This window comes from Pseudomonas sp. P110(2024) (genome assembly GCF_057480795.1).
The window spans coordinates 102,590-123,124 of record NZ_JBLIYT010000008.1; the positions used below are offsets into that span (position 1 = coordinate 102,590).

Annotated in this window: 17 protein-coding genes; 7 read left to right on the forward strand and 10 right to left on the reverse strand. The window is 67.6% G+C overall.

The window, feature by feature from the left end:
• Nucleotides 1-11: 11 nt before the first annotated feature.
• The 10 genes from tssH to tssA all read right to left on the reverse strand — a co-directional run bounded on the left by tssH (nt 12) and on the right by tssA (nt 10,678).
• Entirely contained in the window at nt 12-2,687 is a 2,676-nt protein-coding gene (gene tssH / locus AC25ND_RS14385) for a type VI secretion system ATPase TssH (protein ID WP_062362749.1), read from the reverse strand.
• Nucleotides 2,680-3,729, reverse strand: coding sequence for a type VI secretion system baseplate subunit TssG (gene tssG / locus AC25ND_RS14390; RefSeq protein ID WP_051555627.1), 1,050 nt, complete (start codon nt 3,727-3,729; stop codon nt 2,680-2,682). Before tssG ends, tssH begins: the two co-directional genes overlap by 8 nt.
• Nucleotides 3,693-5,555: a type VI secretion system baseplate subunit TssF gene (gene tssF, locus AC25ND_RS14395; protein ID WP_486976397.1), complete on the reverse strand. Its 1,863-nt coding sequence runs from the start codon at nt 5,553-5,555 to the stop codon at nt 3,693-3,695. The genes tssG and tssF overlap by 37 nt, the downstream gene beginning before the upstream one ends.
• Entirely contained in the window at nt 5,552-6,067 is a 516-nt protein-coding gene (tssE, locus tag AC25ND_RS14400) for a type VI secretion system baseplate subunit TssE (RefSeq protein WP_028689176.1), read from the reverse strand. Before tssE ends, tssF begins: the two co-directional genes overlap by 4 nt.
• Nucleotides 6,061-6,471, reverse strand: coding sequence for a hypothetical protein (locus AC25ND_RS14405; RefSeq protein ID WP_028689175.1), 411 nt, complete (start codon nt 6,469-6,471; stop codon nt 6,061-6,063). Before AC25ND_RS14405 ends, tssE begins: the two co-directional genes overlap by 7 nt.
• On the reverse strand, nt 6,468-6,902 hold the full coding sequence (locus tag AC25ND_RS14410; protein WP_028689174.1) for a type VI secretion system amidase effector protein Tae4: 435 nt from the start codon (nt 6,900-6,902) through the stop codon (nt 6,468-6,470). Before AC25ND_RS14410 ends, AC25ND_RS14405 begins: the two co-directional genes overlap by 4 nt.
• Before the next feature lie 72 nt (nt 6,903-6,974).
• Nucleotides 6,975-7,463 carry an Hcp family type VI secretion system effector gene (locus tag AC25ND_RS14415; protein WP_028689173.1) on the reverse strand — a complete coding sequence of 163 codons (489 nt, stop codon included), beginning with the start codon at nt 7,461-7,463 and terminating at the stop codon, nt 6,975-6,977.
• A gap of 92 nt (nt 7,464-7,555) precedes the next feature.
• Nucleotides 7,556-9,049, reverse strand: a complete 1,494-nt coding sequence (tssC, locus tag AC25ND_RS14420) for a type VI secretion system contractile sheath large subunit (RefSeq protein ID WP_028689172.1) — start codon at nt 9,047-9,049, stop codon at nt 7,556-7,558.
• An 11-nt stretch (nt 9,050-9,060) separates the two neighbouring features.
• On the reverse strand, nt 9,061-9,576 hold the full coding sequence (tssB, locus tag AC25ND_RS14425; protein ID WP_023632506.1) for a type VI secretion system contractile sheath small subunit: 516 nt from the start codon (nt 9,574-9,576) through the stop codon (nt 9,061-9,063).
• A gap of 73 nt (nt 9,577-9,649) precedes the next feature.
• The gene (tssA, locus tag AC25ND_RS14430; protein ID WP_062362754.1) at nt 9,650-10,678 is read right to left on the reverse strand and encodes a type VI secretion system protein TssA; all 1,029 of its coding nucleotides are present in this window, start codon (nt 10,676-10,678) and stop codon (nt 9,650-9,652) included.
• Nucleotides 10,679-11,075: 397 nt separating this feature from the next.
• Here tssA and tagH point away from each other — a divergent pair, with 397 nt between their 5' ends.
• The 7 genes from tagH to AC25ND_RS14465 are packed head-to-tail and all read left to right on the forward strand — an operon-like array spanning nt 11,076 to nt 20,535.
• A complete protein-coding gene (gene tagH / locus AC25ND_RS14435; protein ID WP_062362757.1) occupies nt 11,076-12,446 on the forward strand; it encodes a type VI secretion system-associated FHA domain protein TagH in 1,371 nt (456 codons plus the stop codon).
• A 49-nt stretch (nt 12,447-12,495) separates the two neighbouring features.
• A complete protein-coding gene (tssJ, locus tag AC25ND_RS14440) occupies nt 12,496-12,996 on the forward strand; it encodes a type VI secretion system lipoprotein TssJ (protein WP_028689169.1) in 501 nt (166 codons plus the stop codon).
• A gap of 15 nt (nt 12,997-13,011) precedes the next feature.
• Nucleotides 13,012-14,346, forward strand: a complete 1,335-nt coding sequence (tssK, locus tag AC25ND_RS14445; RefSeq protein WP_028689168.1) for a type VI secretion system baseplate subunit TssK — start codon at nt 13,012-13,014, stop codon at nt 14,344-14,346.
• A gap of 6 nt (nt 14,347-14,352) precedes the next feature.
• Nucleotides 14,353-15,663: a DotU family type VI secretion system protein gene (locus tag AC25ND_RS14450; RefSeq protein ID WP_486976398.1), complete on the forward strand. Its 1,311-nt coding sequence runs from the start codon at nt 14,353-14,355 to the stop codon at nt 15,661-15,663.
• Nucleotides 15,660-19,166: a type VI secretion system membrane subunit TssM gene (tssM, locus tag AC25ND_RS14455; RefSeq protein WP_182322334.1), complete on the forward strand. Its 3,507-nt coding sequence runs from the start codon at nt 15,660-15,662 to the stop codon at nt 19,164-19,166. Before AC25ND_RS14450 ends, tssM begins: the two co-directional genes overlap by 4 nt.
• Nucleotides 19,163-19,819, forward strand: a complete 657-nt coding sequence (tagF, locus tag AC25ND_RS14460) for a type VI secretion system-associated protein TagF (RefSeq protein ID WP_028689165.1) — start codon at nt 19,163-19,165, stop codon at nt 19,817-19,819. The genes tssM and tagF overlap by 4 nt, the downstream gene beginning before the upstream one ends.
• Nucleotides 19,816-20,535, forward strand: coding sequence for a PP2C family protein-serine/threonine phosphatase (locus AC25ND_RS14465; protein WP_028689164.1), 720 nt, complete (start codon nt 19,816-19,818; stop codon nt 20,533-20,535). The genes tagF and AC25ND_RS14465 overlap by 4 nt, the downstream gene beginning before the upstream one ends.

Here is a 20,535-nt window from a genome sequence, read left to right on the forward strand (position 1 = left end):
GGTCGGTCCTGTCAGTCGGCGGCGCCGAAGTCATAGTGCAAGTCGTTGTCACGACGGCTGATGCTGACGCTGGCCAGCGGCTTGCCCTCGAGCAGGCGGGTTAGGAACTCGCGGCTCATGTCCGGCAGCAGGCCGTTGGTGAGGATGGCGTCGATCATGCGGCCTCCGCTTTCGGTCTCGGTGCAGCGCGAGACGATCAGCTCGACCACGCCGTCGTCGTAGGCGAAGCCGACCTTGTGGGTGCCTTCCACGCGCTTGCGGATGCGCTCCAGCTGCAGGCGGGTGATGGCCTTGAGCATGGCGTCGCTGAGTGGGTAGTAGGGGATGGTCACCAGGCGGCCGAGCAGCGCCGGCGGGAAGATCTCCAGCAGCGGCTTGCGCAGCGAGGTGGCCACGGCCTCCGGGTCGGGCAGGGCCTGTGGGTCCTTGCAGATGTTGGCGATCAGCTCGGTGCCAGCGTTGGTGGTGAGCAGGATCAGGGTGTTGCGAAAATCGATCTGGCGGCCTTCGCCGTCTTCCATCACGCCCTTGTCGAACACCTGGAAGAAGATCTCGTGCACGTCGGGGTGGGCTTTCTCCACCTCGTCCAGCAGCACCACGCTGTACGGGCGACGGCGCACCGCCTCGGTCAGCACGCCGCCCTCGCCGTAGCCGACATAGCCGGGTGGGGCGCCCTTGAGGGTGGAGACGGTGTGGGCCTCCTGGAACTCGCTCATGTTGATGGTGATCAGGTTCTGCTCGCCGCCGTACATGGCCTCGGCCAGGGCCAGCGCGGTCTCGGTCTTGCCCACCCCGGAGGTGCCGGCGAGCATGAACACGCCGATGGGCTTGTTCGGGTTGTCGAGGCCGGCGCGGGAGGTCTGGATGCGCTTGGCGATCATCTTCAGCGCGTGGTCCTGGCCGATGATGCGCTTGGCCAGGTGGCTGTCGAGGTTGAGCACGGTCTCGATCTCGTTGCGCGCCATGCGGCCCACCGGGATGCCGGTCCAGTCGGCGACCACCGAGGCCACCGCCTGGTAGTCCACGGTCGGCAGGATCAGCGGGCTCTCGCCTTGCAGCTGGCTCAGACGCTGCTGCAGGTCGACGAGTTTTTCGCGCAGTTCATGGCTGCCCTGCACGTCCACTTCCTGATCGACCACGCCGACCTGTTCACGTAGTTGCGCGCGGGTGGCCAGCAGCTCGTCAACCAGGGCTTTCTCCTCCGCCCAGCGGCTTTCCAGGGCGGCCAGGCGCTCGCGCTCCTCGGCCAGCAGGCTGTCGGCCTGGGCTTGGCGCTGCTCGGTGCTGACGCCGATGGCGGCTTCGCGGGCAATGATCTGCAGTTCCACCTCCAGCGCCTCGATGCGCCGGCGGCTGTCGTCCACCTCGGCCGGCACCGCGTGCAGGCTGATGGCGACGCGGGCGCAGGCGGTGTCGAGCAGGCTCACCGACTTGTCCGGCAGCTGGCGTGCCGGAATGTAGCGGTGCGACAGCTTCACGGCGGCTTCCAGCGCTTCGTCGAGGATCTGCACCTGATGGTGCTTCTCCATGGTCGAGGCCACGCCGCGCATCATCAGCAGCGCCTTGGCTTCGCTCGGCTCGTCCACCTGGACCACCTGGAAACGCCGGGTCAAGGCCGGGTCCTTCTCGATATGCTTTTTGTATTCGGCCCAGGTGGTCGCGGCCACGGTGCGCAGGCTGCCACGGGCCAGGGCCGGCTTGAGCAGATTGGCGGCATCACCGGTGCCGGCCGCGCCGCCGGCACCGACCAGGGTATGGGCTTCGTCGATGAACAGGATGATCGGCTTGGGCGAGGCCTGCACGTCCTCGATCACCTGGCGCAGGCGCTGTTCGAACTCGCCCTTCATGCTGGCGCCGGCCTGCAGCAGGCCGACGTCCAGGCTGCGCAGCTCGACGTCCTTCAGTGCCGGCGGCACGTCGCCGGCGACGATGCGCAGGGCGAAGCCTTCGACCACGGCGGTCTTGCCGACGCCGGCCTCGCCGGTGAGGATCGGGTTGTTCTGGCGGCGGCGCATGAGGATGTCGACCAGCTGGCGGATCTCCTCGTCACGGCCGACGATGGGGTCGAGCTTGCCGCTGCGGGCCTGCTCGGTGAGGTCGACGGTGAAGCGCTTGAGCGCCTCCTGCTTGCCCATCGCCGCCGGGGCCACGGCGCCGCTGGCCTCGCCCGGCGCCGCGGCGCTGAAGCCGTCGCTGGCGGCCAGGTTGTTTTCCGGCGAGTCGCCGACGTACTCGTCGAAACGCTCGCTCAGCGCCTCGACCTTCAGTTTGGAGAACTCGCTGGACAGCCCCAGCAGCGCATTGCGCAGGCTCGGGGTCTTGAGGATGCCGACCAGCAGGTAGCCGGTGCGCACCTGGCTTTCGCCGAACATCAGGCTGCCGTAGACCCAGCCGCGCTCGACGGCCTCTTCCACCTGGGAGGACAGGTCGGTGATCGAGGTCGAGCCCCGTGGCAGGCGGTCCAGGGCATCGGTCAGGTCGCGGGCCAGGCGTGCCGGCTCGACGTTGAACTGGCGGATGATGCGGTGCAGGTCGCTGTCCTGCAGCTGCAGCAGCTGGTGCAGCCAGTGCGCCAGCTCGACATAGGGGTTGCCCCGCAGCTTGCAGAACACCGTGGCGGCCTCGATGGCCTTGTAGGCGACGCTGTTGAGTTTGCCGAACAGCGCGGCGCGGCTGATTTCACCCATGGTCCTGACTCCTTGTGAGGGGCGCGGCGACCGGCTGGTCGGCGTAGTACCGGGCCAGCTTCAGGTCGCGTGCATCGTGCGAGGGGCGGCCGAGCCAGGTGTCGAACCCCAGGCGCTGACCGGCATTGAGTTGCAGCGCGGGCACCTGGCCCTGCGCGAGGATGAGGTTGAGGTCCCAGTCCAGTTCCTGGCCCAGATACTCGGCGACCCAGGCCGCCAGCTCGACGAACGCCTGCCCACCGGGGAGCAGCGCGTGGTACTGGTCGAGGGTCAGCGGGCCCAGGCACAGGCGGAACTTGTGCTGGCGGTCCCAGACGTAGCGGCCCAGGCACAGGTCCATGCCCAGGCGGTTGGCGCGCACGCCGAGCTGGCTGCGTTCGGGCAGCTCCAGCCACTGGCCGACGTACTCCTCGAGCTGCACCGGCACGCCGAAATAGCTCGACAGGATGCTGCACAGGCCGTCCGGGTAGCGGGTCTGCGCCGCCAGGTGGCCGGACCAGTGCAGCTTGGCGGTGTCGGCCAGCGGCCCCTGGTCTTGCAGTTCCGGCTGGCCGCGGCCGCTGAGGGCGGCCAGGCGCGCGGCCCAGTAGTCGTCACCGGGGCGGTCGTGGCTGACGGTCGGCCGGGCCTCGGCCCAGGCGCGGTAGAACAGGCTCAGCAAGCGGTGGTGGAAGATGTCGAGGAAGCGTTTGCTGGTCGGGTCGGCGTGGTTGCGCTGGCGTTCGCGCATGTACTCGGTCAGGTGCAGCGGCAACGGGCCGTTGGGGCCGCCGAGGCCGAAGAAGAACTGCTCCAGGCGCGCCGGCTGATCGTCGTTGGCCGTGACCGAGGCCAGCGTCGCCGGGGCGAAGCCGCAGTCCAGGCGCTGCCCCAGGCGCACCGGCTCGTCGGCCAGGCGCAGCGAATGGCCGAAGCGCGGCAGCTCGGGGTTTTCCGCCTCGAGGCGACGCAAGGCCTGGAAGAAGTCGTACTCCCAGGGCTGCGCCTGCATGGCCTGTAGCGTGCTCACAGGGTCGGCCTGCGCCCGGGCTTGGCGTTCCAGCGCATGATCTCGCCACGTTCGCTGGTGCGCAGCACGGTTTCGGTGAAACTGTTGATCGACACGTAGCGAGTCAGGAAGCGCTCGAACACCGCGCCCAGGAGGAACACGCCGGTGCCGCGGAAGGCGTTTTCGTCGAACGTCAGGGTGATCTCCAGGCCGCGGCCGAAGACGATCGGCCCGGGCATCGGCAGGCGCCGGGTGCAGGGCTTGCAACTGACCTCGCGCAGGCCGTCGATCTGCAGTTGCAGGGCACTGTCCTGCTGGTCGCCGTACAGGCGCAGCAGTTCGCGCAGGGCGGCGGCGCCCTGGCCCTGTTCGGCCAGGGACAGGTAGTTCAGCGACAGTTGGCTGATCAGGCGCCAGGCCCGGTTGTCGTGGGCATGGCTGGCCTTCGGTCGGCTGGGGCCGGCCAGGCAGCGCACGGCGGACACCGGGGCGCTGTCGGCCAGGCTGAAGTCGCTGCGGCCGTCGCCGACGTTCATGAACAGCGGCAGGTCGCGGTTGCTGCACAGCGCGCTGATGCCCAGCTGGCGCAGGTCGTGGCGGTACGGTGCCTGGTGGCCGTCGACCAGGCTGACGAAGGTCTCGCTGCCCATGTAGCTGGAGCGCGTGCCGTTGCGTCGCTGCTCGCTGGACAGCACCCGAGGCTCGCGACGGACGATGTAGTAGGCCTGGTCACGGCCGTAGCGCGACGGGTCGCGCACGGCGTAGAACGGCAAAAACGCCTGGTCCGGCCCGGTGCCGTGGCCGGCGACCTGCTGCAGCGAGTGGATCTCGAAATCAGTGGGCCGGGTGCGGTCGGCGATCACATGGTGCTCGTGGACCCGGTCGGTCAGGTGGATGCGGTCGACCCGGCGCGGGAAAAGGTTGATCGCCGGGGTGCAGAACGGCACAAACTGCGCGCTGCCCACGCTGCTCTCCAGCGTGGGGTCGAAGCGCTCGAACAGGACCAGCAGCTCCAGTTCCTGGCCGTCACAACGTTTGACCGCGCGCTCCAGTCCGGCGAAATCGACGAACAGGAAACGCTGCGGCAGGGCGAAGTATTCCTGCAACAGGCGATAGCCCTGGAACGCCTGGGGCACCACCGGCAACGCCGCTTCGCGATCGTCGAAGCCGCACGGCAGCAAGGCCTGCTCGACCGGGATGCGCTCGACCCAGTCAGCCCCCGGCTGGCGCACGAACACCGCGCAGGCGTTGCCCAGCAGTTGCTCGTACAGGCGGAAGGGGGTTTCGTCGGCGCCGTTGAGGTACAGCGGCAGGTGCGTCAGTGGCAGGCTGTTGAAGGGGATTTCCGCGCCGCTGCGCAAGCTCAGGCGCAGGCCGGCACGGGCCTTCGGCTCGCTGGCGGCCAGGCGCCCGAGCACGGCGCCGGGGTTGCCGAAGTATTCGGCGCGGGCCACCTGCAGCGGCCACAGGGTCACGTCCTGGGTGCTGCGGAATTCGCACGGCGTCTGCGAGTTGCGGCCGAGGTTGGCGCGCAGCACGCTGTCGCGGGGCAGCTGGAAACCGGCGGCCAGCGAGCCCTCGTCGGGGGCGGTCTGCAGTTGCACCACGGTCATCGACGGGGTCGGCGCCAGGTAATGCGGGTAGGCGATTTCCAGCAGGTTGTGGGTGAAGGTCGGGTACTCGGCGTCGAGCTTGAGCTGCACCCGCGCGGTGAGGTAGGCGAAGCCTTCCAGCAGGCGCTCGACATAGGGGTCGGCGCATTCGATCCCGGACAGCGTCAGGCGCCCGGCGATCTTCGGGTATTCCTTGGCGAACTCGGCGGCACCCTCGCGGATATGCTGCAGTTCCTGGTTGTACAGTTCGAGCAGGCGCGGGTTCATGCGCGTCTCCGGCGGTCGGCGGGGGCCACGCGCACGTGCCCGGACTCCAGGTCCACGTCGGTCTGCAACAGCAGCGGCAGGGCCGCCGGCTGGGCCCACAGGTCGCCTTCGATTTCGAAGCTCAGGGCGTTGGCGTTCATCTCGCCGGGGGCGGCCTGAGCGCGCACCTTCAGGGTGTGGGCGAGGATACGCGGCTCGTAGGTGGCGATGGCTTGGTGGATGATACGTTCGAGCGCGTTGAGGTCGATGTTCGACGCGCTGTTGCCGGCCAGGGCCGGCAGGCCGTAGTTGATCACCGAGGCGCCTGCCGGGGAATTCAGCGTGGCGCCGGTGTCGAGCAGCGAGGTGGTGTTGAGCAGCCAGGCCAGGTCGCGCAGCACCGAGGCCTTGAGCTGCTGCAGGCTGAGCACGCGCTTGTCGGGGGCTTCCTGCGGGTTGCCCGGCTCGTCGTCGGTCAGGCGATCCAGCAGCGAGGGCTGCAGGCGGTCGCGGGTGGCGATCTCGGCTACCACTGGAACATCCCTGTGAACATTTTCTGGTCTTCGAAGCCGGTGTCGCAGGACGCGCTCGGCGTGGGCGTTGAGGCTTCCAGGCCGGCCGGGGTCAGGCGCACGGCGCGCGAGGTTTTAAGGCATTCGCCCTTGAGCGTCGGGTGGGGTTGCACGTGGGTCACCAGCACGATCGGCACGCCGTCGAACTGCTCGACCCGGGCCTTGCCGGCGCGGTCGGGGCTCAGGCCGCAGGGCCATGGCATGTCCAGCGCCAGGCGTTGTTCGCCGCGATCGAGCACGCACTGGCCGGCGTTATCTGTCAGCTTCACGGTCTGCCCGCCCAGGTTCGCCTGGCTCAGCAGTTCGGCGTCGGCGCAGGCGCTCAGGGCCAGCAGCAAGGCACCGACCAGGGCCACGCGCTTCATGTCAGCTCCCAGAACCAGACCTGTTTCGACTGGTAGTTCTGATCGGAGAAGCCCTTGGTCAGGCCGCGGTTCCACAGGTCGATATGGTCGCCCGTGCGGTTTTCCTGGCTTTGCCCGGTGCGGGCGAAGCAGTCCTTGTAGAAGATGATCCCGGTCTTGGCTTTGAGCTTGTCGCGCTCCTGGGCGCTGCCGCCGATGCGCTGCGGGCGTCCCAGCTGGCGCTCCAGCCAGTTGGCCAGGGATTCGGCGCCACGGGCATGGCCATGGGCGCACTTGGGTTCGGTATAAGTCGATTTGTTGACCTTGAGGCTCATCTCGCCGTTGAGCGCGATGCTCATGCGGATGGCGCACTGATTGTCCCACGGGCCATCGCAGGGCGAGGACACCTTCGGATAGGCATTCCACAAGTTGATGAAAGAAGGCTTGGCCATGATGTTCACCGTGGGCGGGTGAGGCGTGGGGAAGGGCCCCCGCGCCGCCTGGGGCGGCACGGGCGCGGTCGGTCAGATCTTGACGTTGGAGCGGATGTTCCAGCCGTACTTGATCGGGCCGCCTTCCTTGGTGCCGTCGGCCTTCTGCGGCTGATAGTCGACGGTGACCTTGGCGAAGTTCAGGGTCACGTTCTCGGTCAGGCGGTCGTCGCTGCCCGAGCCGCCGGTGCTCAGCGAGCTGACGATCACCTCTTCGAGGTTGATGATCAGGTACTCGACCTGGCTTTCACCGCCGGCCTTGCGCACGGTCAGCTTGACCTTGTCGATGTGCTTGCCGCTGGAGCAGTGGGCCATCAGGTTGGGGCTGGACTTGTCGATGTACTTGGTGATCGACAGGTCCTGGATGTTGACCTTGCCCGAACCGCCGCCGCTGCCCATGTGCATGTTGCCGGACTGGGACATGCCCCAGCTCCAGTTCAGGACGTCGATTTCGTCCTTGTGGGCCTTGTCGTGGGACTCGCCCTTGATGTCGCCGATCTTGATGAAAATATCTACAGCCATGATGTCCTCGGGATTTCGCGTCGGTTAGCGGTAGTAGTGGCTAATCGCGGGCAAGCCCTCTCCCACTGTGGGAGCGGGCTTGCCCGCGATGATCAGGCCCCTTTGGCCGAAGGCAGCTTCGACACCAGGCGCAGCGACACGGTCAGCCCTTCGAGCTGGTAGTGCGGGCGCAGGTAGAAGCGCGAGTTGTAGTAACCCGGGTTGCCTTCGACTTCCTCGACCACCACTTCGGCGGCCGCCAGCGGGTGCTGGGCCTTGGTGGTCTCGGTGGAGTGCGCCGGGTCGCCGTCGACGTAGTTGAGGATCCAGTCCTGCAGCCAGCGCTGCATCTCGTCCTTTTCCTTGAACGAGCCGATCTTGTCGCGAACGATGCACTTCAGGTAATGGGCGAAGCGGCAGGTGGCGAACAGGTACGGCAGGCGCGCGGCCAGGTTGGCGTTGGCGGTGGCGTCCGGGTCGTCGTATTCGGCCGGCTTCTGCAGCGACTGCGCGCCGATGAAGGCGGCGAAGTCGGTGTTCTTCTTGTGCAGCAGCGGCATGAAGCCGTTCTTGGCCAGCTCCGCCTCGCGGCGATCGGAGATGGCGATCTCGGTCGGGCACTTCATGTCCACGCCACCGTCGTCGGTGGGGAAGGTGTGCGCCGGCAGGCCTTCGACTTCGCCGCCGGATTCCACGCCGCGGATGCGCGAGCACCAGCCGTAGTACTTGAACGAGCGGTTGATGTTCACCGCCATGGCATAGGCGGCGTTGGCCCAGGTGTACTTGCTGCTGTCGGCGCCGTCGGTGTCTTCCTCGAAGGCGAACGCTTCCACCGGGTCGGTCTTGGCGCCGTAGGGCAGGCGCGCCAGGAAGCGCGGCATGGTCAGGCCGATGTAGCGCGAGTCTTCCGATTCACGCAGCGAACGCCAGCCGGCGTATTCCGGGGTGGTGAAGATCTTGGTCAGGTCGCGCGGGTTGGACAGCTCCTGCCACGAGCCCATGCCCATCACCGTCGGCGAAGCGGCGGAGATGAATGGCGCGTGCATCGAGGCGCAAACTTTGGATACCTCGCCCAGTAGCTCGACATCGGGTGGCGACTGGTCGAAGTAGTAGTCGCCCACCAGGCAGCCGTAGGGTTCGCCACCGAACTGGCCGTATTCCTCTTCGTAGAGCTTCTTGAAGATCGGGCTCTGGTCCCAGGCGGTGCCCTTGAATTTTTTCAGGGTCTTGTGCAGGTCGTTCTTCGAGATGTTGAGCACGCGGATCTTCAGCTGCTCGTCGCTCTCGGTGTTGTTGACCAGATAGTGCAAGCCGCGCCAGGCGCTTTCCAGCTTCTGGAAGTCATCGTGGTGGATGATCTGGTTGACCTGGGCGGTGAGCTTGGCGTCGATGGCGGCGATGATCTGCTCGATCGAACCGATGGCATCGTTGGACACCAGGCTGGTCTGCGCCAGGGCCTGTTCGGCGAGGGTGCGCACGGCGCTCTCGACGGCTTCCTTGGCCCGCTCGGTCTTGGGCTTGAATTCCTGCAGCAGCAGGCTGGCGAACTCGCTCGGGTCCTGGGTGGCCGCCTGGGGGGCCTGGCTGTCGCGCAACGGATCGTTCATGGTCGGTCTCCTCAGGCCTTCGGCTCGGTGTCGGCAGGTTTCGGCGCGCTGGCCAGGGCCTGGAGCAGGGCCGGGTCCTTAATGGCCTTGAGGATGATGTCCTCGGCGCCGGTCTTGCCGTCCATGTAGGTCAGCAGGTTGGCCAGCTGGGTGCGGGCCTCGAGCAGCTGGTTCAGGGCATCGACCTTGCGTGCCACGGCGGCGGGGCTGAAGTCGTCCATGCTCTCGAAGGTGATGTCCAGGCTCAGGTTGCCTTCACCGGTCAGCTCGTTGGGCACATTGAACGCCACGCGGGGCTTCATGGCCTTCAGGCGCGAGTCGAAGTTGTCGACGTCGATCTCCAGGAACTTGCGGTCTGCCACGGCCGGCAGCGGCTCGGCGGGCTTGCCGGCGAGGTCCGAGAGCACGCCCATGACGAAGGGCAGCTGGACCTTCTTCTCGGCGCCGTACAGCTCGACGTCATATTCGATCTGTACCCGCGGCGCACGGTTGCGCGCGATGAATTTCTGGGAGCTGTCTTTCGCCACGTTGTTCCTCCTGGTCGCCGGTACGGCGGCTCTGCTTGTTGCGGGCGTCGGTGTTTAGGCGGCCGGAACGACGTCAGTCGTGTTCCGGACCACGCAGGTTCTCGAATTGCGACATGCCATCGGGGATCAGGTCGCGGACGATGGTCGCGAAGTCGGCATTGACCAGGTTCTTCGCCCGGCGCAGCAGCACCGGCAGCGGGCTGGAGGGCTCGTGGCGGGCGTAGTACTGGAGCAGGCGCTCGAGGCTCTGCAGCACGTCGTCGCGGCTGTTCACCTCGCCGGGGCGTGCTGCGGGGCGTGGCGCGGCGACGGGCTGTGGGTTGTCATGGGCGCCGGGCGCTGTCGCTTCGTCCAGGCTCGCGCTGACGGGCGCCGAGCCTTCCGGGCTGTAGTCGGCCAGCACCTGCTGGACCTGACGCAGCGGCTGGCGCAGGGCGGATAGGTCGACGCCGCTGGCCGAACCGACCTGGTCGTTGACCCGGCTCTCGATGGTGTCCAGGGCTTCGCGGGCCAGCTGTAGGGCCTGGCGGCATTGCGCAAGCTGCTCGGGGTCGGCGTCGCGCAGGGCGGCGGCCAGTTCCTCGGCGCTCAACTGCTCACTGGCGAAGTGCTGCACGCCTGCCGCATGCAGGGCGGCGCGCAGGGTGACCGGGCCGAAGGCGCGCGAACGCACAAGCACGGCGTCGCGCAGCAGGGCGATGTTGGTGTCGCAGGTGAGGCCGGCCAGGGCGTTGACGCGCACGGTGGGGTCGTTGTCGTCGGCGGCATCCAGTTGCGGGTGCAGGTGCAACCAGTATTCGCCCAGCAGGTCGCGGATCAGTTCAAGACTCGCGGCCAGGCCCGGCAAGCCGTGCAGGGCCAGGTTGGCCTGAACCAGGAAGTGGGTGATGCGCAGATCCTTGCTGCGTTGCAGCAGGCCGGTGCAGGCCTGTTCGATGTCACGCCACTGCGGCGGCTCGGCCGGCTGCACGGCGTCGCCCATCACGCGCTCGGGGCGCCCCTGGGCATCACGTTCCAGTTGCAGGAAATCGGCATCGTATTCGAGGTCGTCGCCGCACGGGAAGTCTGCGGAAACAGCGGCGAGCAGCTGCGGTGAGTTCACCAGAAATCGATCTCCATATCGGCCCTTGGTGAGGGCTTTGTTCGCGACAAGTTGCAAATGTGAAGTGGCGCACAAACTTGTCAAAGAATGCGAAGTTGATATCACTGTGATATCACTTTGGCACTCTTAAGTTGCGCATTTATGGTTTATTTCCAAATTGCTGTCAAGGTAAGCTACGCGCCGCGAAGGGTGACTGTGAACCAGTTGGCAGGTAGTCGTGTCCATTGGTCAGGTGCCATCAAAGTGCCTTGCCGATAGGGTTTAATACGACCTTTCCGGGAAGCGAATTTCGGTGTGATGCCCAGTATTTACAAGGGTTTAGCCGGAAAGCGGGGTCGGGCTCGCGAATCCACTCAAATGGATGTGTGAGTGTTTCATATATATGCAAGGAGGCGTGATGGCACTTTGCCTGACCATTACCAGTTATCACAAGATAACCCCTGGGCAATGCCCGGAGAAGTTGCTGGAAAACGGTGCCATCAGCGTAGGTCGTGCGGCGGATAATGACTGGGTACTGCCCGATCCCGAACGCCTAGTTTCTTCGAAACATTGTGTGATCCAGTTCAAGGACGGCCGCTACTACTTGACCGATAACAGCACCAACGGCGTGGAACTGGTGCATGCCGGTATTCGCCTGCGTCGCGGTAACAGCGAACCGTTGATGGACGGTGAAGTTATTCGAATTGGCGATTACGAGATCCAGGCGCGCATCGATGCCGGCCTGTCGATCCCGGTTGCCGGGCAGCCGCAGGCCCATAGTTTCGAAGCCTTGATGGCCAACCAGGCGGCCGCCCCGAGCGCGCCCATCGTCGGCGCGCCGGCCGCGTTTCTGCAGGGGGCCTCGAGCCACGACACCCTGCCGGACCTGTTCGACTTTCTCGGCCCTTCCAGCGTGCCGCCGGCCAGCCAGCCGGATCATGTCCCCGCCCAGCAGCATGACTTTCGCCCGCCCACGCCAGTGGCGCCGCCGCCCGCGCCGGTGCCGGCCGCCATGCCCGCCGCGCCGGGCATGATCCCCGACGACTGGAACCTGCTCGACGAAACGCCCGCCGTTGCTCCCCAGCCTGCGCCTGTCATCGCGCCGCCCCTGCCAGAGCCGGTAGCGCAGGTGGCACCGGTCGTCACGCCTGCGCCGCCCACTGCCGTGTCGGCACCTGCGCCTGGCCCGGCTGACGCCAGCGATGCGTTGCTGCAGGCCTTCCTGCGTGGCGCAGGTATCGAGCACCTGCGCATTGATGCGGCCGATGCCGCCGCGCAGATGGAGGCGGTCGGGCGTAGCTACCGCCTGATGGTCGAAGGCCTGATCGATGTGCTGCGCGCGCGCAGCAGCCTGAAGGGCGAGTTCCGCATGCAGCAGACCACCATCGCCCCGGTGCGCAACAACCCGCTGAAATTCGCCCCCAACGCCGACGAAGCGCTGCTGTTGCTGCTGCGCGAGGGCAACCAGGCGTTCATGGCCCCGGACCAGGCGGTACGCGACAGTTTCGACGACCTGCGCGCCCACCAGCTGGCGGTGATGGCGGGTGTCGAGGCGGCCATCAAGCACTTGCTCAAACGCTTCGAACCCGCTCGCCTGGAGCAGCGCCTGGCGCCCGCCGCCGGGCTGGCCAAGCTGTTCGGCGGCTCGCGCCAGGCCCACTGCTGGCAGCAGTTCACCGAGCTCTATAGCCAGATTTCCCGGGAAGCCGAAGACGACTTCCAGGACCTGTTCGGCCGCGAGTTCAGCCGCGCCTACGAGGCCCATAGCCAACGCATGCAACGCTCCTGAGGCCAACGCCCGGAGCACAGGAAGAACACAGAACGTCATGAGGACGAGGATGAGTGCAACGAGACTGATCGCAGCCCTGGCCATGGTGCTGCTCAGTGCCTGCAGCAAGGACAGCCCGGTCGAGCCCGCCGTTACCGACGCGGCGCCGCCGGCCACGGGGATCACCCTGTACTTCAGCGCCGCGGCCGGGCTCAACCCCGGCGCCAGCGGCACGCCCGCGCCGGTGCGGGTGCGCATCTACGAGTTGAAGAACAGCGCCGCCTTCGCCCGCGCCGACTATTTCGCATTGGCAGAACGCGCCCAGGCGACCCTGGCCGCCGACCTGATCGACCAGGACGAGGTCCTGCTCCAGCCGGGCGAGCAACTGCGCCTTGAGCGTCCGCTCGACCCGGCCACGCGCCAGGTCGGCCTGGTGGTCGGCTACCGCGAGGTTGACCAGGCCCAGTGGCGCAGCGTGCTGCCGGTGCCGCCCCGCGACTATCAGATCAGCCTCGATGTGCGCGCCGTGCGCAGCGCCGTGGCCACCCCACAACCTGAGCCTGCCCGCTAGGCAATCGGAGAACCCATGTCCTGGAACAATCGCGTGGTCTGGTCGGAAGGGATGTTCATCACCACCCAGCACTTCCAGCAACACGACCGCTACCTGGAGAACTTCGTCGATGCTCGCAGCCGGCCGCTCCACGCCGCCGCCTGGGGCTTTTCCGAGCTGCTGGTCGACCAAGGCCTGCTGGCCCAGGGCAAGCTGGCGATCCTCAGCGCCCGTGGCCTGCTGCCGGACGGTACGCCGTTCGACATCCCGCGTGACGACCTGCCGCCCGCGCCGCTGGAGATACCCGATGACCTGCGCAATGGCGTGATCTACCTGGGCCTGCCGCTCAAGCGCGCCGGTGCCCGCGATACCGTCGACGACGGTGAAGCGCCTGACGGTGCGCGCTATGTCAGCCGTATCAGTGAGGTCCGCGACGACAACGCCCCGTTCGAGAACCGCGCGCCGTTGGCCCTGGGCAGCCGCGCCCTGCGCCTGCTGCGCGCCGAGGACGGCCTGAGCGACTATGCCGCGTTGGGTGTGGTGCGCATCCGGGAAAAGCGCGCCGACCGCGCCCTGGTGCTGGATGACGGCTACATCCCGCCGCTGCTCGACGTAACCGCCAGCAACCTGCTGTCGGGGTTCCGTGGCGAGCTGCTCGGCCTGCTGCACCAGCGCGGCGAGGCCCTGGCCGGGCGCGTGGTGGCCTCGGCCAACGGCGGTGCCTCGGAGATCGCCGATTTCATGCTGCTGCAACTGGTCAACCGCGCCCAACCGCTGGTCGAGCACCTTAACCAGCTGACGCCGCTGCACCCCGAGCGGTTGTACAGCGAGCTGGTGGCCCTGGCCGGCGAGTTCGCCACCTTCACCCGCGAAGGTCGTCGGCCCGAGGCATACCCGGTGTATCAACACGACGACCTGGCGGCCACCTTTGCACCCGTGCTGGCCGCCCTGCGCGAGGCCCTGTCGATGCTGATCGACAGCAAGGCCGTGGCCATCCCGCTGGTCGAGAAGGCCTACGGCATCCATGTCGGCATGCTGGCCGACCGCAGCCTGCTCGACAGCGCCAGCTTCGTCCTGGTAGTGCGCGCCGATGTGCCCAGCGAGACCCTGCGCAGCCGCTTCGGCCAGCAAAGCAAGATCGGCGCGGTGGAGCACATCCGCGACCTGGTCAACCTGCAGTTGCCGGGCATCGGCCTGTTGCCGCTGCCGGTGGCGCCACGGCAGATTCCGTTCCATGCCGGCTCCACCTATTTCGAGCTCGACCGAGGCAGCGAACACTGGAAGCAGCTGCAGCATTCCGGTGGTTTCGCCTTCTACGTCGCCGGCGAGTTCCCCGGCCTGAACCTGGCCTTCTGGGCCATTCGAGGATAAGCCGCGATGCAATCGGACGATCCGTTGGCCAATGACCGCACTCAGTTCATGCCGCGCCCCGGTGGCCGTGGCCCGCAGCCGGCAACGCCAGCATCGGCGCCGCCAGCGCCGCCACTGAACGTGCCGGCCGAACCACTGGCGCCGGGCCAGGCGGTGGGCATGAACCCGCTGGAGCAGGCGGCCGGCCCGCTGCTGGCGTTGCTCACCCGCTTGCGCAACACCATCGCCCACCCGGCACCTGCCAGCCTGCGAGCGCAGCTGCTGGCCTACCTGCGTCAGTTCGAGGAGCGCGCCGAGGCCGCCGGGGTCGCGCGCAACGAGGTGCTGCTGGCGCGCTACGCCCTGTGCACCGCGCTCGACGAGGCCGTGCTCAGCACGCCGTGGGGCAGCGCCAGCGACTGGGGCAAGCAGAGCCTGCTGATCACCGTGCACAACGAGGCCTGGGGCGGCGAGAAGGTGTTCCAGCTTATGGAGCACTGCCTGCAGAGTCCGCGTGAGCGCTTGCACCTGCTGGAGCTGTTGTACCTGTGCACCAGCCTTGGTTTCGAAGGCCGCTACCGGGTGATGAACGGTGGCCGAGCTCAGCTCGAGGCCCTGCGCGAGCGCACCGCCGCGACCATCCGCAGCGCCCGTGGCGATATCGAGCGCGAGCTGTCGCCGCACTGGCGCGGCGTCACCGTGACCCGTGACCGCCTGGCGCAGTTCGTGCCGCCCTGGGTCGGCCTGGCCCTGGCCCTGGCGCTGCTGTTGCTGGTGCTGTTCGGCCTGCGCCTGAAGCTGGCCGCCGACGCCGAGCCGGTGTTCCGTGGCATCCATGCCCTGGGCGAGATCCCGGTGCAGGCCATGGACCGTCCGGTGGTGCAGCCCAAACCTGTCGAGCGACCGCGCCTGGCCGGTTTCCTGGCCGAGGACATCAAGGCCGGGCGGGTCGCCGTGGAGGACGCGGTGGACCGCTCGGTGGTGACCATCCGCGGCGACGAGCTGTTCGCCTCGGCCAGCGCCAGCATCAAGGGTGACTTCGAGCCGTTGATGCTGCGCATTGCCGACGCCGTCGCCAAGGTCAAGGGCAACGTCAAAGTCACTGGCCACAGCGACAACCAGCGCATCGCCACGCTGCGCTTCCCGTCCAACTGGGCGTTGTCCCAGGCCCGTGCCGAGGAGGTGAAGAACCTGCTCGCCGCCCGCACCGGCCAGCCTGGGCGTTTCAGTGCCCAGGGCCTGAGCGACACCGAGCCGCTGGCGTCGAACGACAGCGCGCATGGCCGGGCGAAGAATCGCCGGGTTGAAATCACCGTTCTGGCGGAGGGCGTCGAGTGAAGGCGTTTTTCAGTTTTGTCATTCGCTGGGTGGTCCCGGTGCTGGGCCTGCTCGCCCTCAGCCTGATCATCTGGTTCCTCGGTCCGCTGCTCGATGCGCTGGTGCCGGCCGCGCCGCGCCTGGTGCTGATCGTCCTGCTGTTCGCGGTGTGGATCGCCTACCGCGTGTGGCGCATCGTCCAGGCCCGGCGCCAGGCGGCCAAGGTGATGCAGAGCCTGGCTGCCGAGACCGCGCCGGACCCTGCCGGCGTTGCCACCGCCGAAGAGCTGGCGACCCTGCGCCAGCGCATGGACGAGGCCCTGGTGCTGCTGAAGAAGGCGCGCCTGGGCGGTGACGAGCGACGCAACCTGTACGAATTGCCGTGGTACGTGATCATCGGCCCACCCGGCTCGGGCAAGACCACCGCGCTGGTCAACTCCGGCCTGCACTTCCCGCTGGCGGCGCAGCTGGGCGAGGGCGCCATCCGTGGCGTGGGCGGCACGCGCAACTGCGACTGGTGGTTCACCGACCAGGCCGTGCTGCTGGACACCGCCGGCCGCTACACCACCCAGGACAGCCATGCCCAGGTGGACAAGGCGGCCTGGCTGGGCTTCCTCGACCTGCTCAAGAGCCAGCGTTCACGCCGGCCCATCGACGGCGCCTTCATCGCCATCAGCCTGTCCGACCTGCTGCTGGGCAGCGACGCCGAGCGCGCCGCCCACGCGGCGGCGATCCGCACCCGCATCCAGGAGTTGTACAGCCAGCTGGGCGTGCGTTTCCCGATCTACCTGATGCTGACCAAGCTCGATCTGGTGCCGGGCTTCATGGAGTTCTTCGACAACCTGAGCAAGGAAGAGCGCGCCCAGGTGTGGGGCATGACCTTCCCCCTGGATGACGGCCAGCACGGCGATGGCCCGCTGGCCCAGTTCGGCAGCGAGTTCGCCCTGTTGGAACAGCGCCTCAACCAGCGCTTGGTCGAACGCCTGCAGCAGGAACGCGACCCGGCGCGGCGCGATCTGGTCTACGGCTTCGTCCAGCAGTTCGCTGCCTTGCGCGGCAATCTCAAGACCTTCCTCGACGGCATCTTCAAGCCCAACGCCTTCGAAGCACGCGCGCTGCTGCGCGGCGTGTACTTCACCAGCGGCACCCAGGAAGGCAGCCCCATCGACCGTCTGATCGGCAGCATGGCCCAGAGCATGGGCCTGGACCGTGCCCACCTGGCGCGGCAGAACGGCACCGGGCGCAGCTACTTCATCGAGAAGCTGTTCAGCGCCGTGGCCTTCGCCGAACGCGGCCTGGTTGGCAGCAACCCCAAGGTCGAGCAGCGGCGCAAGTGGATCGCCCGCGGTGCCCTGGCCCTGAGCGTGGCCCTGGTGTTGGTGGTCGGCACCTTGTGGACCCTGAGCTACCGCGCCAACCAGCAATACATCGCCGAGGTCGACGGCCGCCTCAAGCCACTGGGCAAGAGCGTGCAGGAACTGAGCCCGGCCCAGCGCAACGTGGTCGACGTCCTGCCGTTGCTCAACGGCGTGCGCCGCCTGGCCGAGGATCCGCCCGGCTGGGCCGAAGGCTTCGGTCTGTACCAGGGCGACATGCTCGAAGGTGAGTCGAACAGCGTCTACCGCAAGCTGCTGATCGCTATCTTCGCCCCGCGCCTGGTCACCCGCATCGAAGAGCAGCTGTATGCCGGCGGCCCGTCCGACTACCTCTACGAGGGGCTCAAGGCCTACCTGATGCTGGCCGACGGCGAACACTACGACGCCGAGTTCATCAAGGCCTGGGTCACCCTCGACTGGGAACGCAGCCTGCCCCGCGACCTGGCGCCGGACCTGCGCCAGGCCCTGGAGCAGCACCTGGCGGCGCTGTTCGACAAGCGCCCGCCCAATGCCCGTCTCGACCAGCGCCTGATCGACGACACCCGTCGCCAGCTGCAACAGCTGCCGGTGGCCCAGCGCGTCTACGACCGGGTCAAACGCCAGAAACTGCCGACCGGGGTCGGCGACTTCCGGGTCAGCGACGCCGCCGGCCGCGATGCCGCGCTGGTGTTCCGCTTCAAGAATGGCAAGCCGCTGAGCGAGCCGCTGCCGGGCATCTTCACCGTCGAGGGCTACCGCAAGGCATTCCTCGCCGCCAGCCTGGCCCACAGCGAGACCTTGGCCGAGGAGCGCTGGGTGCTGGGCCGCGAGGCCAGCGAATCGGGCGATGCCAAGCGCCTGGCCGACGATGTGCTGCAACTGTACTACCAGGACTACATCCGCCATTGGGATGCGCTGCTGACCGACCTGGACTTCGTGCCGATCACCAGCGTCGGCCAGGCCGCCGATGTGCTGCGGGTGCTGTCCGGGCCGACCTCGCCGATGAAGAAACTGCTGCAGGCGGTCGCCAAGGAGACCAACCTGGCGCAGCCGAGCACCCTCGACAAGGTCCAGGCCAAGGCCGAGCAGGCCGGTGTCGACCAGCTGCGCCAGCGCCTCGGCGGCCTGCTCGGTGATGCGCCGCTGCCCAGCGACAATCCGGCTGCCCGTGAGGTGGACCCGGTGACCGCGCACTTCGCCGAGCTGGCCGCGCTGGTGGAAACCGGCGAAGGACAACCTGCGGCCATCGATGGCCTGCTCACCGACCTCAATGCCCTGTACGTGCAGGTCAGCGCCATGGTCGGCGCCAGCGGTGACGCGCTGTTGGGCGAGGCCAAGAACCAGGCCCAGGCCGCCGCGCAGCGTGTCGCCCTGGGGGCGGCGCGCCAGCCCAAGGTGGTGCAGAACCTGGTGGGGTCGGTGCTTGGGTCGACCCACAACATCGTCATGGGCGGCGTGCGCAACCAGCTCAATGCCGCCTGGACCAGCGAGGTGGTGAACGTCTACCGCCAGTCCCTCAGCGGCCGCTACCCGCTGGTGGCCGGCAGCACGCGGGACGCCACCCTGGAGGACTTCGGCCTGTTCTTCGGCGTCGGCGGGGTGATGGACAACTACTTCCGCAAGTACCTGCAACCCTACGTCAACACCTCGAGCACGCCGTGGAGCTGGCAGCCGGGCGCGGCGCAGAAGCTGGGGATCAACAGCAATGTGCTGTACACCTTCCAGCGCGCGGCGAGCATTCGTGATGCGTTCTTCCGCAACAGCAACGGCGTGCAGCCGGGCGTGCGCTTCGAACTCAAGCCGGTGGCGATGGACGCGACCATCACCCAGTTCCTGCTCGACCTCGATGGCCAGCAGGTCAGCTACGACCACGGTCCGAGCCGGCCGGTGGCGTTGCAGTGGCCGAACCCCAACAGCATCGGCGTGGTGCGCCTGTCGATCTCGCCGCCCTCGGCCACCGGCCGTTCCGGCCTGACCGTGGAAGGCCCCTGGGCCTGGTTCCGCCTGCTCGACCAGTCCGACCTGGTGGCCGGCAGCTCGCCGGAACGCTTCAACCTGCGCCTGCGCGTCGATGGCGCCAGCGTGTCCTACGAGCTGCGTGCCAGCAGCGCCTTCAACCCGTTCCGCAGCCGAGTGCTCAGCGGTTTCAGCCTGCCGGAGCACCTGTGAACGACGTGGGTTTCTACGGAAAACTGGCCAGCCGAGGCGACTTCGTCAGCCGCGGCCTTCCAAACAGCTTCATCCAGCCCTGGGACCAGTGGCTGGCGGCGGGGATGCAGGCCAGCCAGCAGGCGCTGGCCGAGCGATGGCTCGAGGCCTACCTGGTCAGCCCGTTGTGGCGTTTCGCCTTGGCGCCGGGATTGTGCGGGCCCGAGGCGGTCATCGGCGTGCTGATGCCGAGCATCGACCGGGTCGGGCGGTATTTCCCGCTGACCGTGGCCCAGGTGCTGGAGCCGGGACAGCCGTTGGCGCCTGTGGTGGCCGGGGCCGAGGAGTGGTTCGAGGCGGTCGAGGAGGCATTGCTGGCGACGCTTGAGCCGAGTGCTGCCTTTGAAGAGTTCGAGGCTGTTTTGCAGCCTTTTCGCGACGCAAGGCCGCTCCTACAGGGACCTCAAGTGACTGTCGGTGGGTTGCAGCGCTTGGATGCGACCACGCCGCAGGGGCGCGCACTGGCCTTGGCCGAATGCGCCTGCGAGGGCATGAGCCTGTGGTGGGGCCGGGGTTCCGAACGTATCGCCCCGGGTCTGATGCGCTGCGCGGGCCTGCCGCGCAGCGAAGACTTCGCCGGGTTTCTCTTGGGTAGCGAGGCGCGCAGCGAATGACCGACCTGCAGTACACCGCAGCCAGCTACAGCCATGTCGGCATGGTGCGCAAGATCAACGAGGATGCCTGCCTGGAGTTGACCTGGGCAGGCCTGTGGGCAGTGGCCGACGGCATGGGCGGCCATGCGGCGGGCGACTATGTCAGCAGCCTGGCCATGGACAGCCTGCGCAGCCTGCCGAGGCTCGACTCGCTCGACGACTTCAGCGGCGAGGTGCGCGACGGCCTGGCCTGGGTCAACGGCATGGTGCGCGAGGAAACCGTGCGCCGTGGCGTGGCGATGATGGGCAGCACCGTGGTGGTGCTGGCGGCGCGTGGCGACCAGGCCATCGGCCTGTGGGCCGGCGACAGTCGTCTGTACCGCTTGCGCGACGGGCGCATCGAGCGCCTCAGCCACGACCACAGCTACGTCCAGGAGCTGCAGGACAGCGGCCTGCTCAGCGAGGCCGAGGCGCGGGTGCATCCGCGCGGCAACATCGTCACCCGCGCCATCGGCGTCGAGGATGACCTCGACCTGCAGGCCGTGGCCCTGCAGGTGCGGCCTGGCGACACCTACCTGCTGTGCAGCGATGGCCTGAACAAGACCGCCGAGGACCACGAGATCGCCGAGGTGCTCGGCCACGCCGACCCCTACGAGGTGGTCCGCAGCCTGGTGCACCTGGGGCTGACCCGGGGCGCGCCGGACAACATCACCGCAGTGGTCGTCAAGGTGAACTGA